Genomic DNA, 15,709 nt, shown 5'->3' with positions numbered 1-15,709 from the left:
CAGCCAGGCTGTTTGCAACAGGTCTCATCTTATTCGCACCGGATCACCTCCGATGCGCCGAATCCACATCACATGCGTCAGTCCTCGAGTAGGAAGCACCCTGCTTTTCGAGGTGCTAAAGACGTGCTATGGGCTAGAATTCTCTTCCGGGCACGAGGAGAGTCTTGTAGGGAGACCATCGCGTCCGGTGGGCACATACCTCACAAAATATCCGCTCGATTCCCTCCGCATCGAGCCGTCTATCCACGTCGATCCAAACCTGTATGTTGTCTACCTAATTCGCGATCCGCGAGACATAATCTGCAGCCGTCACGGAAAAGACAACGACACCTACTGGGTGGGATTGAAGTACTGGAATTTGTTTCTTCCCGTGTGCCGGCGACTACGAAAGCACGAGCGGTTTGTGCCTCTGAAGTACGAGAAGTTTGTAGAGCATCCGAATGCGGTGCAAGATGTATTGGAGCGCGCACTTCCATTGGGAGAGCGAAAACATCATTTTGGCGACTACCACAATCACGCAGAGGTTTCCGACGATGCGGAGGACGCGCTGGGGGACGTGCGTCCCATTTCCGCAGAAAGTGTAGGACGATGGGAGGATCACCGCCCACGCGTTGCCGGCCAAATTGAGTTGCATGGGGATATCACGGAGGATCTGCTGGCCCTCGGCTATGAGCAGACGAGAGGGTGGACTTCTGAGTTAGCAGGAACCGATCCCTTTCTGGAAGGATCTCACTACGAGGAATTTGCTAATGAGAAGGAGATCTCCAGTCTCCGAGCGGGGCGATACCGAGAAGCGGCAAAGCGGGTAGCGGAAAATGTGATCGGAAAAAGAATCCTTCGGCAGTCCTGTGAATCCGCTGCGTAGCGTCAAAAGCAGGAATCAAGAATTTCTGTTTGCCCTCCCTTGTATCAGCCGTGAGCGATACCGGATCATTCAATAGCCAGCCCTCAGCTGCAGAGTCTGGTTCGAAGCCTCTGGTTTCAATCGTCACGCCCTGCTACAACGACGCAGCGTACGTAAGAGAAGCCATCGAGAGCGTCCTCAATCAGTCCTATCCGCACCTGGAGGCCATCGTTATCGATGACGGTTCCACAGACGACAGCTGGGACGTAATTCAGTCGTTCGGCGACCGGGTTCAGTGCGAACAGCAGCCCAACCAAGGGGCCCCGGCGGCCCGAAACCGCGGAGTAGAGATGGCGGAGGGCACGTACGTCAAGTTTCTCGACGCCGACGACGTGCTGGTGATGGACTGCATTGAACGCCAGGTGCGGCAGGCAGAGGCCCTGCCGGAAGAGAAGGACGCAGTGGTGTTCGGCGATGCAATCTGGGTGGACGAGGAAGGGTACGAGCTCGACGGGTACGACGACCTGCGCGGGCGGAAACCGGACGAGGAACCGGTGACGCATCTCCTCTTCTCGAATCCCCTCACATCGTGCCCACTACACCGCCAAGAGTACCTGCTGGAGGTGGGGGGCTTTGACACCTCCCTCCCCCGCAGCCAGGAGCATGACCTTCACCTACGACTGGCCCTCGCCGGGGTCGAGTTCGTGTACGAGCCGACGCCGACGTACCACTTTCGGCAGCACGAAGAAGCGGACCGCATCAGTGGGCGGTCGTACGCCGAACAGGGACTCATGACGCACTACGATCTGATTCAACGATACCGCCGGCTCATTGAGAAGAAGCAGGGAAAGCCACTGCCTGGTGAGGTCCGCACAGTCCTCGCCCGTGCTCTTTGGAGGCACGGGCGGGCAATTTTGCGGGAGAGACACCGGGAAGTTGCGGAGACATACTTCCAGGGGGCGCGTGCGCTGGCGGACGGGAAGAGTCCGACGGTTGGGAGCGTGCCGTACCGAGTTTTGAATTGGGTGAGCGGTCCGGTTGCGGCGGAGAAGATTGTATCCAGCGTAAAAGCCTTCACTGGCGGATAAATGTCCAAACAACAAGCACACGGCGTATACTTCTCGGCAAATGATGCCGTGTACGAATGGGCGGTAGCATTTCTGAACAGCTACCGGTGGTTCAATCCCGATCTCCCCCTGTACCTCATCCCGTTTAATGAGGAGTGTGACCGGCTCCTCGATCTACAATCGGAGTATAATTTTAAGATCTACGCCGATCCGGACTTCGATCGGCTGGAAGAAATTGGGAAAGCCTTCGAACTTGGTCACGCAGAGGGCGTGGGCCCGTATTGGTTTCGGCGGTACGCCGCGTTTTGGGGCCCGCTTGATGAATTCATGTACCTCGACGTCCGGCAGGTTGTCCTGGCGGACTTAGAGCCGTTCGTGACTGCCCCCCGCGAATATGGGTTTGACTTCATGCACTACGACTGTGCGCTCGATCAGGTCTACGAGCCAGGGCCGTTTCGGCGAGAGATGCTGCGCCAAAACCGGGCACGCGGGTTTAACTCCGGGCGGTGGGCGTCGCGCAAGGGGCTCTTTACGATGGATGACTTTGAGGCGCTGGCGGGGGAGGCCTTGGAAATCCGAGACCAGATGAATCCGCGGAATACGGACCAAGCCTTTATCAACTACTGCTGTGACATGAAACCGGTCAATTACGGCCACTTTGCGGAGGTGATGGGCGGCATTTGTCAGCAGGGATGGGCCAATCAGCCGGGATCCGTATACGAACAAGGCGGGAGCTATTATCTCTGGAATTACGGGGGGCTGAACCACAAAAAGAGTCTCTTTCTTCTCCACTGGGCAGGAATCTCGGAGACCTCGACGATGCCAGAGCGAGGCCTGTTCGTTCATTTTCTATACGGCCAATCCTCTCTTTTGAACTACATACGGGCAAGGATTCAGGATTTCAGCGTGTATCCATTCCGAAGGGGATGGGAGGCCCTTAGGTCGCAGCGCCACTTGAATCAGATATACCATTCGGTTTGTAGCTTTCGCTAAAAGGTGCGTCCGGTCCTTGAGTTAAGTCCAAATCACTCGCGGTGGTTATTGGTGGAAAGCACTAATCAGCCCACATTTTTAGGGATTGGAAGTCAGCGGTGTGCCACGACATATTTAAATCAGGTGTTAGATGCTCATCCTCAAGTTCAGATGGCGCCGAAAGAGTGCCAGTTCTTTAACCATAATGTGCGGGAGAAGGAACTGGGCTGGTATCTTGAATACTTTCAGGATAAGGGAGAGACAGACATTCAGGCCCGTGGTGAAATAAGCCCCAATTACGCTATCATGCGTCCCAAAGAGATTCAAATGGTGCATTATCTTTTCCCTCACCTCAAGCTCATTCTCCTCGTACGGCACCCGGTGGATCGGATGTGGTCAGCGCTCCGGCGGCACTGGACGTACTCTTACCTTGACGACGTGGCCGAGGTGGGGAAAGATATCTCATCGGTGCTGACGTATGCTGATCAACGACTCAACGATGCTTTTGGAGACTACCGCGCCATTTATCGGAACTGGTCGTCCGTTTTTGATGAGGACCGAATCCTTCTGGTCCGCTTCGGTCAGATGAAAAATGACCCGGACAATACGGTGGCCCGGGTCCTGGAATTTCTCGGGATAGACGTGGATAATGAATGGATGCAGTCCTATGGTAAAGATGCGTCTGTGCCCAATCGATCTAAGGTAGAAGTCAATATGCCGGCGTACGTTCGCTATTACCTGTCGCGCCGGTACCTCAGCCGAACGAAAACCTTCAACTCCATGACCGATGGCCTTGTGCAGGACTGGGTGGACGACATGAAGGCGTGTGTTGCAGGCGGGACGTGGGCCTGGGAGGCCCGGTATCAGCTCCGCAGTATGGTGCGGTACTGGCCGGTCCAGTGGGCACACGGGCTCCTTGATCCGGTCCGCACGTGGTGGAAAGTGCGAAAAGCACGCAATGACATTTCAATTTCACGAGTTTGATCGTATGCCGAGGACGCCTGACTTTATCCTCATTGGGGCTATGAAGTGCGGAACGACGAGCCTCAAACAGAATCTGAACACCCACGACGAAATACACGTCGTGCCGGAAGAGCCGAGGTTTTTCCACAGTGACCGGTACGACGAACAGGGCCTTGAACAGTATTTCTCTCTCTTCGAGGGTCGAGCCGAGGCGGTCGTAGGAGAGAGTAGTGGCTTCTACGCGTGGGACTCCTGGTGTGAGGATACGGCCGAGCGGATGGGGCGAGACGTTCCGGAGGCAAAGATCCTGTACATCATCCGGCATCCTGTAGAGCGGGTCGAGTCTCACTGGGCCTGGGGGATCGGCAACGGGCAGTCGTGGGGGACGATCAACGAGGCGGTTCAGGAAGTGGATCGCCTTATTGAGATGTCGCTCCACTGGCGGCAACTCTCCCGCTACCGCACGCACTTCGATGACGACCAGATCAAGGTGCTCTTCCTCGAAGACCTGAAGGCCGATTCTCGGGCGTTCTTTCGGGACTGCGGCCGGTTTCTCGGGGTGAATCCGGATGGATTTGACTTTGGGGAGGCCGCCACGCCGAAAAATCAGACCGCCGACAAGCGCACCGATACGCGGCTGGCTCAGCGCCTGCGGCAGTGGTCAGGCTTCTGGAGCCTCAAAGGGATCCTGCCCGACTCAGTTATCCGTCTCGGCAAACAGGTGCTTCGCCGGGATGGAAAAATGGAGCCGGACTGGGACGAGGCCATGCGTCGGCGAGTCGAAGAGCGCCTCGCCCCGGATGCGGCGCGAATGCTGGACTACTGTGAGCGGTCTCGAGGCCTATGGTCATTTGACACCCTCTCCCTGAAGAAGGTTGACCCGGCATCAGATGTGGGGGCGGCGGCATGAATCTTCTCTCCTTTATCCACCCCGTTCGAACGTACCTGCCCTGCTCAGGCGTAGGGCGCCACGCCAACAGCATTCTGCTCCGGCTCGCCGAGCGGAAGGACGTTCGGCAGCAGCTCTTCTTCGCGGCGGAATGGCTTCAGAAGGACGACCAACTGGATTCCTCCACCCCATTGCGAGACCTGCCGTACCGAACGTTTCCTTTTCCAGAAAATCTGACGGAGCGGGGCTGGAAGATTCTGGGGCGACCCCGCATGGACCGCTGGGTGCCCGACGACACGGACCTGATCTACGCGCCGGTGGAGACCTACCTGCCCGTCGAAAAATGCCCGGTCGCCGTCACGATCCACGACATCCAGGCCTTCGAGACGGAGCTGCCCTGGTCGCAGACGTGGTCCCATCGGTGGTTCCGGTGGAGGTGGAGCACGTGGATTTACGACACGCTCCGCGACTGCGAGGTCGTGTTTACGGTCTCGGAGTTCAGCAAGTCGCGCATAGTGGAGCTGCTGGGGGCCGATCCAGACGACATTGTCGTCGTGGGAAACGGGGTGGATGCGCGCTTCTTTGAGATCGCGGAGCAGCCCCGGGATACGTTGGAGCGCCCCTGCGAGGCGCCCTACCTGTTCATGATTGGCGGGCTCCGGGAGAAAAAAGGCGGCAATGCGCTGCTGGCCGTGGCGAAAGAGCTGGAGCGACAGGGCTCCGACGTGCAGCTCGTCGTGGCCGGCCCGAACGGAGAGGAATACGAGGCCCGAGCTCAGGATCTCGATAACGTTCACTTGCTGGGCTGGGTCGAGGACGAGGACGTGCCGCGGCTCATGCGGGGCGCACTGGCCCTGTTGTTTCTCTCGCGCTACGAGGGCTTCGGCCTCCCGGCCGCGGAGGCCATGGCGGCGGGTACCCCGGCAATCGTCTCCGGCGCGGCCTCCCTGCCGGAGGTGGTGGGCGACGCTGGAATGGTCGTCGCGCCGGAGGAGACGGAGGCCATCGCAGAACAGGTCCGCACGCTTCGGCACGATTCCTCACTCCGCCGCCGGCATATTGAGGCTGGGCGCAAGCGGGCGCAGCGATACACGTGGGATCGGTGCGTGAATCGGCTGGTCGACGCCTTCCAGAACATCACAATGCAAGAGACAACGTAAGGAGCCAATGCCCGACCGTACTGCCCCTGAGGATCGCCCTCTGCGCGTGGTCTTTTGCTGGGCCACCATTTCGGGGTACATGGCGGCCTGCTGGCGGTCACTCGTGGATCAGGAGGGGATTGATCCCTTCGTGCTGGCGTTTGAGGCGGGGCAGAGCACGGCCTTCAACGATGAGCTCATGGCCGGCATTCCGCGTCGCCTCCTCGACGAGACAGAACGCGGCAACGCGCGTCTCGTCCGCGACCTCGTGGCCGAGCAGGATCCGGACGTGGTGGTTCTCAGCGGCTGGTTCCACTCCGCGTACCGGCGACTCCCATTCCGATCGGCCCTCCGCGACATTCCCTTCGTCATGGGCATGGACACGCCCTGGGAGGAAACGGGCCGCCAACAGGTGGCCCGATGGGGCCTACGGCCGTTTGTGTCCCGCATGGATCGGGTCGTCGTCACCGGCGAGCGCAGCTGGCAGTACGCGTCCCGGCTGGGGGTGTCCCCCGACCGCATCGTGCGGGGCCTCTACGGGGTCGACGTGGCCGGGCTCAAGCCCCTCTGGGAGCGGCGAAAGGCCGGCGGATGGCCGAAGCAATTTCTCTTCGTGGGCCGCTTTGCCGACGAGAAGGCCGTCGACGTGCTGGTCGACGGGTACGCCCGGTATCGAGAAGGAGTCGAAGCGCCCTGGCCCCTCGTATGTTGCGGAAAGGGCGCGATGGCCGGCCGGCTGGACCGTCAGCCCGGCATTGACAACCGCGGCTTCGTGCAGCCGGCCGACATGGCGGATGTCTGGGCGCAAGCGGGCGCATTCGTGCTGCCCAGTCGGTTTGACCCGTGGCCGCTGGCGCTCGTCGAAGCCGCCGCCGCGGGCCTTCCGGTGGTTTGTTCAGACGCCTGCGGGTCGGCCGTCGAGATTGTGCGCTCCGGCTACAACGGCGTGCGGGTGCCGGACGAGGACGCCGCGGCGCTGGCTGATGCGCTCGCGCGGACCCACGGCACATACGATGCCCTGCCCGAATGGGGGCGCCGCGCCCAGCAGTTCGCGATGCCCTACTCGGCGGAGCAGTGGGCAACGCGGTGGGCACGGATGTTGCGAGAGGTTGGAAGAGCGTCGCCAGTGGCGGCTGTTGGCACCGGGCACTCTTCCTGATGAAAAGAGGACCGTCGGCGTGCCGCTTGCTTGAGGGGCGGTAATCTACGCTATGGAGGGAGCCGTTCGGCCTCAAAGACCACGGACCACGGACTGCGGCCCGTCGAATCGTACCATGCTTGTGGAGATGATTGAAGCGAGGATATACCGCTTTGGGCAGCCCACCGTGCACCGTCCTGGGGAAAACAGCATCTCGGTTACACGCAAATCTTAATACTCTCGTCCCGATGCGCTACTGGCACCTTCTGTTCGGGACTGTTTTTATCTACTTGGCCGCCCAGATTGATGTTGGCGTTCCCGCAAGCCTAACTGGGATTGGGCGGTGGATCGTGCTGTTCGGCGTGGCCGGAGCGGGAACGTGGCTCCTCGCCTTTTCGGGCCAGACGGTCTCGTTTCCGGCCCGTACGGGGGGAATCACAACCGCCATTCTTGCCCTTCTGATGATGTACCTGGCAACAGCGCTCGCGGGATTTGCAGTGCGGCTCTCGGTGTTGAAGTGGATCCTGCTGGCCACGCAGATCTACGTGTTCGTCTTCGTTGCCAACTGCGCGCTGGGGCGGGAGGAGTGGTACGCGCTGGCTGAAGCCTTTTTTCTCCTGCTCGCGGGAGTCATGGGAGTAATCCTGCTCGCGGCGCTAACCGGCATCACGCTCATCGCCACGGGGTGGGGAACCTACGTGCAGGGCCGCCTCGCCGTGCTCGCCAATCCAAACTCAATCGGCATGGTGGCTCTGGTTAGCGGAGTGACCGCGCTCTGGGCAGGCCGTTGGCCCGCGTTTGCGGGACCCTGGAAACGGTACGTTCCGTGGGCGACTGCGATTGGGGCTGTACTTGTGATCATGTGGACGGCCTCCCGCACCTCGCTGGCGGCCTTTGTAGTAGGGGCGGGGATCTGGGTCGTCGCGACCCGAAAGGTAGGCTGGAGCCTCGGGTTGGGTGCCCTGCTGGGCTTTGGGGTCTGGGTCTGGAGCATGGACGCCACGCTGGTTGAGCTCGCCGGCGTGATGGCGGAGCGTATGCAGGAGGACACCCTCACGGCCTCCCGTGATAACGTTTGGGAAGCGAGTCTCCGGAATTGGAGGGAGTACCCCTGGTTCGGCCACGGGTACGGTGTGACGGATGACTTCCGGATGACAGGATTTGCGAGCGCGGTCTCGTCTGTGCGGGATGGGTCCGGATACTTTGGAGTACTGGAGTCCGTCGGGGTCGTGGGGGTGGGGATGTTGATTGCCTTCTATGGTGTCGTAGCGTGGACCCTTGGGAAGGGGGTTCTCTATCGGGCAGCAGCGGCGACCCGATGGACCGACTGGGACCTGGCCCTGTATGGGATATCGCTTTTCTTTAGCCTGGCGGTACACACGGCTGGGGAGCCCTGGATGCTCGGTCCGGGCTCGTTCGGCCACCTCGTGTTCTGGATGGCGGTTGGAATCATCGTTGCCAGTGTGTCTCCGGATCGGAGGCACGGGCGCCTCTCCATCCGGCAAGAGCACCGCCGCACCCGGACGCCGGGAAGATTTTGCGAGACACGATGAACGTACAATTCTACACGATCGGTCCCAGCCCGCACCTTGTTGAGGTGCTGAATGCGCTTCACCGTCGGCCGTCCGTCAAACTCGAGGTTGTCTATGAGCGTGAGCAGCTTCCGGGGCGAGACTGGACACCGGCCTTTGGTAAGGCGCCGTACGTCTGCCTGGAGAGCCGCGACCTGCTGGGATGGGGACAGTTTTGGGATTCGGAGATCATGCGTACTGCGTCGAGCGGCACGCTGGACGTGGCGGTTGTAAGTACGTCCTATGCCTCCCTGAATACGTACGGCATCATCTGGCGTCTTCGGCGCGACGGCGTACCGTTTGTCTTCTGGGCGGAGCGTACGTCCCCGCTCTCGTCGTGGCTTGTGGATCGGGTGCGTCGGTTTCCAATTCAGTGGATTCTGAATCGGGCCGCGGGGTTTGTCGGGTCGACGCAGGCCACTGTGGCCTTCTACGAAGAGGCGTTTCACTTCGACGGCCCGATGTGTTCGGTCCCGTACCATCGTGATCTGGATCCCTTCCGTGCCCTGCCGCGTCTCATGGAGGCGCCCGAACGGCTCCGGTTCTTGATTGTCTCCAGCTTAACAAGGGCCAAGGGCATCGGGGTTGTCCTGCGTGCTCTGGAAGGGGTCTCCGAACCTGTCGAGCTACAGATCTTGGGGGAGGGCCCGGAGCGTGCCTGGCTTGAACGACACGCCAGGCGCTGTGACCCGCATCACATCGAGTTTTTGGGGACGGTCCCGTACGAAGAGGTCCCTCGCGTCATGGCCGACGCACACGTGGTGCTTTTTCCCTCCCGGCACGACGGATTCGGGATGGTTACCATGGAGGCACTGGCCGCCGGACGGCCCGTCGTTGCGAGCAATGAGGTCATGTCGGCCCTCGAGTTTGTCGAGCCTGGGCGGAACGGATGGATTGTGCCGGTGGATGACGTAGGGGCTTGGCGGGAAGCTATTCGGCGGATCCTTGAGCGGCGGACCCAACTCCCGGCGTGGAGTTCGGCGGCGAAGGCGATCGTTCGCAACTCGTACGACGTTGACGAAGATGCTGCCACACTGGAAGCCCTCCTCCGCACGGTCGCGGGCGACTGTGAGAAGGTCGCCTCTTCCTAAACGACACAGCCACTGGCGATGCATGTCCTTCTAACCATTGCAAGCCTGGACCATCGGGGTGGGGGGACGTCGCAGACGGTGGCCCAAACGGCCCGGCACCTCGCTGAGATGGAATGTACGGTGACGATCCTTACGTTTGCGTCGGACCGTGCGTCGGTACCGGTGCCCTCGTCCTCCTCACTTACCGTACAACGAGTGGAGACAGGGCCAAAGCCCTGGCACCTATGGGGCAACCTCAAGCGATTTCGAACGCGCCTTCGCCGGTGTCTTCAAGCTGCTCCGTCGGAAACGGTGCTTCACGACAACGGGCTCTGGCTGCCGGTCAATCACGTCGTGGCCAGAGAAGCGCAGAGAGCCGAGATTCCCCGGGTCGTGAGCACGCACGGCATGCTGGAGCCGTGGTCGGTCCAGCACAAGGCCCTGAGAAAACGGGTCGCCTGGTGGCTCTACCAGCGACGCGATCTGCGACGGGCGGAGGTGCTCCACGCCACGGCCGACGCCGAGGCCCGTACGCTTCGCAGCGCTGGCCTCGACAACCCGATCGTCGTAGCCCCGAACGGCGTCGACCTTCCCCCGTCCCCGAACGAGGAGGTGCCGGATTCCGATGGCCCGCGGGTCTGCTTGTTTTTGTCCCGGATCCACGAGGTCAAAGGCCTTCCGAACCTGGTTGAGGCTTGGGCCCGGCTTCACCCTGACAAATGGAAAGTGGTTGTGGCTGGGCCCGACGAAGACGGCCACGAGCAGGAGGTGCGGGAGCGCGTCCGGGCACAGGGCCTCACCGCGCGTTTCGAGTTCGTGGGACCCGTGGAGGGGAAGGAAAAAAAGGATCTGTTTCGCCGGGCAGACACGTTTGTGCTTCCGACCCACAGTGAAAACTTTGGGATCGTAGTCGCCGAAGCATTGTCCTACGGCGTGCCCGTCATCACGACGAAAGGAGCCCCCTGGCAAGACCTTGTAGAGCACGAGTGCGGGTGGTGGGTGGAGGTTGGCGTAGAGCCGCTGGTGGCGGCTCTCGAAGAGGCGACGCAGCTTTCACCCGCCGAACGCAGGGCCATGGGCGAGCGAGGGCGAGAACTCGTCCGTCAGAAATACACGTGGTCCCAGGTAGCCAGTACCCTCGCGGCAACGTATAAGTGGACGTTGGGACGTCAGAAACGGCCAGACGCCGTTCGGTCATAAAGGAGCGGTAGACGCCGTTCTGCACTGTTTTCCCAATGAGAAGCATCAACATGAGAAGCCTCGACTGGAGATCAAATCAAAGATCGCCGTGAGATGAACCAAGAACGGGCATCGACAGAGCGCAGTGCTCAACTGAGTATCGGGGAAAATCGTCAGGCTCAGAAATACGATTTCAGTGAACTCCTGCGCCGTGTGCTGTGGATGATCGGGCAGTATGCGTTTCGGTGGAGTCCCCGCACGGCGTTCGGGTGGCGCCGCTTTGTGCTGCGCCTCTTCGGGGCGACGGTGGGCACGGAGGTCCATATCTACAACACGGCGACGATCTACTACCCGTGGAACCTGACCATCGGCGACTGGAGCTCAATTGGGGAGGACGCCCTCGTTTACAACCTCGGGCCTGTGACGGTCGGTGAGCGGGTCACCGTCTCGCAGCGCGCCCACCTCTGCGCGGGGACGCATGACCATAGGGACCCGGCGATGCCCCTTTTAAAACCGCCCATCACCGTGGGAGACCAGGCTTGGGTCTGCGCGGACGCCTTCGTAGGGCCCGGCGTGACGGTCGGGGAAGGGGCCGTCGTGGGGGCCCGGGCGGTGGCGGTGAACGATGTCGACGACTGGACGATTGCGGGAGGAAACCCGGCACGCCCTCTCAAAGAGCGCAAACTGAGCAGCACATAACCTGAACCCGTGACGCTCCCCGTTACCGTTCTCATTGCGGCGAAAAACGAGGAGGTGAACCTGCCTCGTTGTCTGGAGGCGCTCGGCCCGGCCGAACGCGTTGTGGTCGTCGACTCCCAGAGCATGGACGCCACTCCTCAGGTTGCACGCGAGCGTGGCGCAGAGGTCGCGCAGTTCGACTACGACGGCGGGTATCCGAAGAAGCGTCAGTGGGCCCTCGACACCCTTGACATCGATACCGACTGGGTGTTTCTCCTCGACGCCGATGAGGTGGTCCCGGAGGCCCTTTGGGACGAGATCCGCGGAACGCTTTCGAGGGAAAACGCCGAAGACGCATACCTAATTACCAAGGGGTTCCATTTTTTGGGACAGGAATTCCAGTACGGGGGGTTTTCCCACGAGGCGGTCCTTCTCTTTCGCAGGGGGCACGCCCGGTTCGAACGCCTCATCGACGATCCCAGTGGGCTCGACATGGAGGTTCACGAGCGGCTCATTGTCGACGGGACGGTCGGGACCCTGGAGACGGATCTGATCCACGAGGACTTCAAAGGGCTGGAGGCGTACATTGCTCGCCACAACCGGTACTCGACGTGGGAGGCCCATCTGCGGCGGGCATACCTTGATGGCGGCACCTACGGGGAGGACTCCGTTAGAGCCAATTTCTTCGGCAACGCCCAGGAGCGACGGCGCTTCCTCAAGAAGATTGCCATCCGAGTTCCCTTCGAGCCCCTCCTGTGGTTTCTGTACCACTACGTGTTTCAGTTGGGATTTCTGGAGGGAAATCCAGGGCTGATTGCAAGTCAGATACGGGGAAATTATATCGCCAACGTGCGAGCCAAAATGTACGAACTGAATCGAGAGGAGAAAGAGTAGGCCTTTACAAATTCTGACCCCGGTCGCGTAGGGAGCGTCTACCCAATCCTGTTTCGCATCTTCCCGATGACAGGTGCAGTCGGCATGTGTTGACGACCGGCGGACCGGCCCATCGGGGAAATTGAAGGGAAGTAGGGAATGTGATCCATAGGCCGCATACTGGCACGGTTACTGCTCCTACGGTACAAACCGCATTCCTGCCTACTCAAAGGATTGATTATCCTCATTGGCGGGTTACTGGTCGTAAATCTTCGAAACAATCCGCAGCCACCGTGCAGATCTGCCTATGAGTCATCCGGTTCGGCTCCACATTTTGGCTCGCCTCCTCCCTCTACTCGTCGCATTTGCCGTTGCACATGTCCTGGTTGGGGGGGAGGTGCAGGCACAATCCGCTGGGCCCGTTCACGCTGCTGCGTGGAACGAACCTCCATCGGAAGCTGACAATATATCGGAGTTAATCCGGACAAGCGATTGGGGAAATGAGTTCGGATTCGAGACCGGACAAACCCTAGCTCCGAAGAGCTTAGATCGTCTAAAGGGGAGGCGTTATCTTCTCCCGAACGCGTTTTCCTTTTACATTGCTCACGATAATTTCTCGCCTGATCGGGATAACCCGAATGACCGGACCATTGCAACGACCTTAACTGAGAACATCTCAGGGGAAAACCGCACGTCGATTACTGTCGAGGCACTACCGTACGATCTTGGCGACGGGCACGAGCTTGCCATCCAGACGGGGGATCCGTCGAATCCACCTCTTGGGTGGGACGACGTCACGTTTGTGTACGTGGATGGTGGGGCCACGGCGGGAGACACCAGCATCTCGATTGACGACGGCAGCGGAAACCCAGTGACCATTACTGCTTCACAGGGAGATCGCATCCTCAGCAAGTGGCAAAGCCCATGGTTTACGCACGCTGCCACCCAGATGAACGGGTGGATGCAGGACTTTCTGAATGGCTTCACCGACGCGGGGGGGGATCTGGATGGGGTCGTGTTAGACGTGGAGATTCACGTTGGAGCAAACAAAGCCATTAAGCACGATCCACGGTGGGACGACCCTGAGTTCGGCAGAAACGGGGAATCGTTGAAGGAAATTCTTGCGCCGATGACGATTGACGACGTTATAGACCAGCAGGGAAGCAATCCCAAATGGGATGCTGAAATTTCGAAGGCGCAGTTAGCGGTTGCCCTCAACGAGGCGATTTTTGACCCTCTTACAAACGAATTTCCAAATGCAAGGGGAAGCAATTACGAAAACACGGGCGTTCCAAAGAGTGAACGCACCAATGCCCCGAACTCAGACGGGCGGCTTCAATACAGATACAAAATATTCGGGACGCACGGATCAAAACCGCTTTACGCTTCAATTCGAGGGTTATCTAAACGGTCCAGTCGAGGCAAAATAGGAGTCAGATATGCCTACGGAAAGTCTCCGATAGCGACGGTCCGGTACATGACGAAGCTGGCCCGTACGATGTACCGGGGTACCGATGGACACGTCCAGCCATGGATTACCTATCCGAACATTAACGACTTCTTTCAGGGCGACCTAGATGAAACGCCGAACTATTATAACGAGTACATTCGACACGTTGTTCTTCACGTTGATACTGGCGTCCCTCTACTTCACTTCAATGCCCGTGGTGCGAGTGGAGGCGGAGGAAGTGATGAGAATGACATCAACGTGAGCAATGTATTTCAGGGAATTAGGAATCAACTCAATGACGACTCGTTCACGACGCACACGACCGAGGAAATCGGGTGGTTGGAGAACCCCATCGTCACAGCAGTAGAAGCAAATGGTCGGCTCCTATGGCGTGTGACAGTGATGCGGGTAGATCCTAACGACAGCCGTGACATTACCGTGAACGTCTCGAATGGCGACTCCTTCGTGATTCCCGGCGGGGAGGTTGGCGCGTGGTATGAGTCTGGTACCAATGAACCAAATCTGACCTTCAGCTACACGCACCCACCAGTCGAAAATCTGTATTCCTCAAAAGACTGGCAGGGACTCGGAACGGGAACGTGGGACGTGGACTTTCCCGATGCAGTCACGTATACTTTCGATTTGTCAGATCCAAAAGGAGGGAGCAGGGGAATAAAACTTGACAATCCAAATACCAACGGAGCAAACGAGCACTTCAGTCCTGAGGTTCAACTTGAAAAGAACACGAAGTATACGTTCAGCTACTGGGCGAAGGGTGCTGCGGATATTTCGGTGTGGACTCCTGATAAATCGGGCCGACTGACAAGGTTGGTCTCTAAGCCAGATGGATGGACGCAATACCGACAGACATTTGAAACTGGGGACTTTTCATCAGTCCGTGTCCTGGTTCGATTAGGACCCACGAACACGTTCTACGTGGCTCTTCCGATGATAAACAAATTTGAGAATATGGGGCCGTATGCGTCTCCGGGAGGGGGAAGTACAACGAGTCAGGTCCTTGATCTTCAGAAGGGGGGGAACCTCGTCTCCACGGCTGTCCAGCCCTCCGATCCTGATCTGGAGACGATATTCGGCGATGCAATCTCCACCCTCGTCCAGGTCGAAACAGAAGACGGCCAGGTATTTGACCCGGAGACGGGCACAGACGAGATCGGCACGTGGGATGCAAGTGCGGCGTACAAGATCTACGCGAAGGCCCCGACGTCCTTCGTCATGGAGGGCACGGCGCTCGATTCCATATCGGTCTCGCTCGACGTCGGCTTGAATTGGCTCCCCTACCCAGGCAGTACCAGCGTCGCGATCGACCAAGCCTTGGAGTCCATACAGAACGAGCTCGTTATGGTGAAAGACGAAACGGGCCGGGTGTACCGCCCCAGCCAGGGCACCACCCAGATCGACTCCCTAAAGCCCGGGGCGGCGTACAAGATCCTCTTGGAAACGCCAGTCACCCTGAGCTATCCCCTGCAGTAATCCAGTAGAAGACTGACATTACGGTACATTGTTGAGAGCCACCATGGAGTGTGGGCGCCGGTGTGCAATATTTCCCTGCACGCGACGGCATCTTCTCATATGTGGGCTCTGTGCGGGCAGACAGGTTCCATCTGGTGCTGGCGACCTTGCTACGCGGTAAAAATTCTGCGGCCCGAGTCATTTTGAGGCTGGGGTCATTTTGAGGCTGATGCCTGACCGCCGAAGGATCTCCCTCGAAGGATCTCCTTGAAGCGGAGACAGGCCAAGGCAACACTGCCAATGAATTCCGTTTACGCCCACATTGAGGAGGCTTGTCCCCAGGGCACTCAGTAACTTTGTTCCCACCACCTCGGTCGCTGGCTCCCTTTGAATGACCAGTTCTCCT

13 protein-coding genes are annotated in these 15,709 nt (G+C 59.4%); all 13 read left to right on the top strand.

From position 1 onward, the window contains the following. The first annotated feature begins 187 nt into the window (after positions 1–187). Complete coding sequence (locus B7R93_RS15210) at positions 188–865, top strand: hypothetical protein (RefSeq protein ID WP_157942208.1); 678 nt, start codon at positions 188–190, stop codon at positions 863–865. Positions 866–915: 50 nt separating this feature from the next. Continuing rightward, entirely contained in the window at positions 916–1,932 is a 1,017-nt protein-coding gene (locus B7R93_RS05475) for a glycosyltransferase (protein WP_232798051.1), read from the top strand. Beyond that, entirely contained in the window at positions 1,933–2,904 is a 972-nt protein-coding gene (locus B7R93_RS05470) for a hypothetical protein (protein WP_103019796.1), read from the top strand. Between the two features lie 3 nt (positions 2,905–2,907). Continuing rightward, on the top strand, positions 2,908–3,867 hold the full coding sequence (locus B7R93_RS05465; protein WP_103019795.1) for a sulfotransferase: 960 nt from the start codon (positions 2,908–2,910) through the stop codon (positions 3,865–3,867). Positions 3,868–3,871: 4 nt separating this feature from the next. Continuing rightward, positions 3,872–4,756, top strand: coding sequence for a sulfotransferase domain-containing protein (locus tag B7R93_RS05460; RefSeq protein WP_157942206.1), 885 nt, complete (start codon positions 3,872–3,874; stop codon positions 4,754–4,756). Next, positions 4,753–5,895: a glycosyltransferase family 4 protein gene (locus B7R93_RS05455; protein WP_103019793.1), complete on the top strand. Its 1,143-nt coding sequence runs from the start codon at positions 4,753–4,755 to the stop codon at positions 5,893–5,895. The genes B7R93_RS05460 and B7R93_RS05455 overlap by 4 nt, the downstream gene beginning before the upstream one ends. A 7-nt stretch (positions 5,896–5,902) precedes the next feature. Further along, on the top strand, positions 5,903–7,033 hold the full coding sequence (locus tag B7R93_RS05450; protein WP_103019792.1) for a glycosyltransferase family 4 protein: 1,131 nt from the start codon (positions 5,903–5,905) through the stop codon (positions 7,031–7,033). A 227-nt stretch (positions 7,034–7,260) separates the two neighbouring features. After that, positions 7,261–8,565 (top strand): O-antigen ligase family protein, encoded by a 1,305-nt coding sequence (locus B7R93_RS05445; RefSeq protein ID WP_103019791.1) that lies wholly within the window; start codon positions 7,261–7,263, stop codon positions 8,563–8,565. Then, the gene (locus tag B7R93_RS05440; protein ID WP_103019790.1) at positions 8,562–9,674 is read left to right on the top strand and encodes a glycosyltransferase family 4 protein; all 1,113 of its coding nucleotides are present in this window, start codon (positions 8,562–8,564) and stop codon (positions 9,672–9,674) included. Before B7R93_RS05445 ends, B7R93_RS05440 begins: the two co-directional genes overlap by 4 nt. A gap of 18 nt (positions 9,675–9,692) precedes the next feature. Beyond that, positions 9,693–10,853 carry a glycosyltransferase gene (locus tag B7R93_RS05435; protein WP_103019789.1) on the top strand — a complete coding sequence of 387 codons (1,161 nt, stop codon included), beginning with the start codon at positions 9,693–9,695 and terminating at the stop codon, positions 10,851–10,853. A 93-nt stretch (positions 10,854–10,946) separates the two neighbouring features. After that, positions 10,947–11,531 (top strand): LbetaH domain-containing protein, encoded by a 585-nt coding sequence (locus tag B7R93_RS05430; RefSeq protein WP_103019788.1) that lies wholly within the window; start codon positions 10,947–10,949, stop codon positions 11,529–11,531. 9 nt (positions 11,532–11,540) lie between these two features. Then, positions 11,541–12,404: a glycosyltransferase family 2 protein gene (locus B7R93_RS05425; RefSeq protein WP_103019787.1), complete on the top strand. Its 864-nt coding sequence runs from the start codon at positions 11,541–11,543 to the stop codon at positions 12,402–12,404. 286 nt (positions 12,405–12,690) lie between these two features. Continuing rightward, positions 12,691–15,324 (top strand): carbohydrate binding domain-containing protein, encoded by a 2,634-nt coding sequence (locus B7R93_RS05420; protein WP_103019786.1) that lies wholly within the window; start codon positions 12,691–12,693, stop codon positions 15,322–15,324. Positions 15,325–15,709: the final 385 nt, after the last annotated feature.

This window comes from Salinibacter altiplanensis (assembly GCF_002894645.1).
GTDB classification, from domain to species: domain Bacteria; phylum Bacteroidota; class Rhodothermia; order Rhodothermales; family Salinibacteraceae; genus Salinibacter; species Salinibacter altiplanensis.
This window is presented reverse-complemented; position numbering and strand designations above follow the sequence as displayed.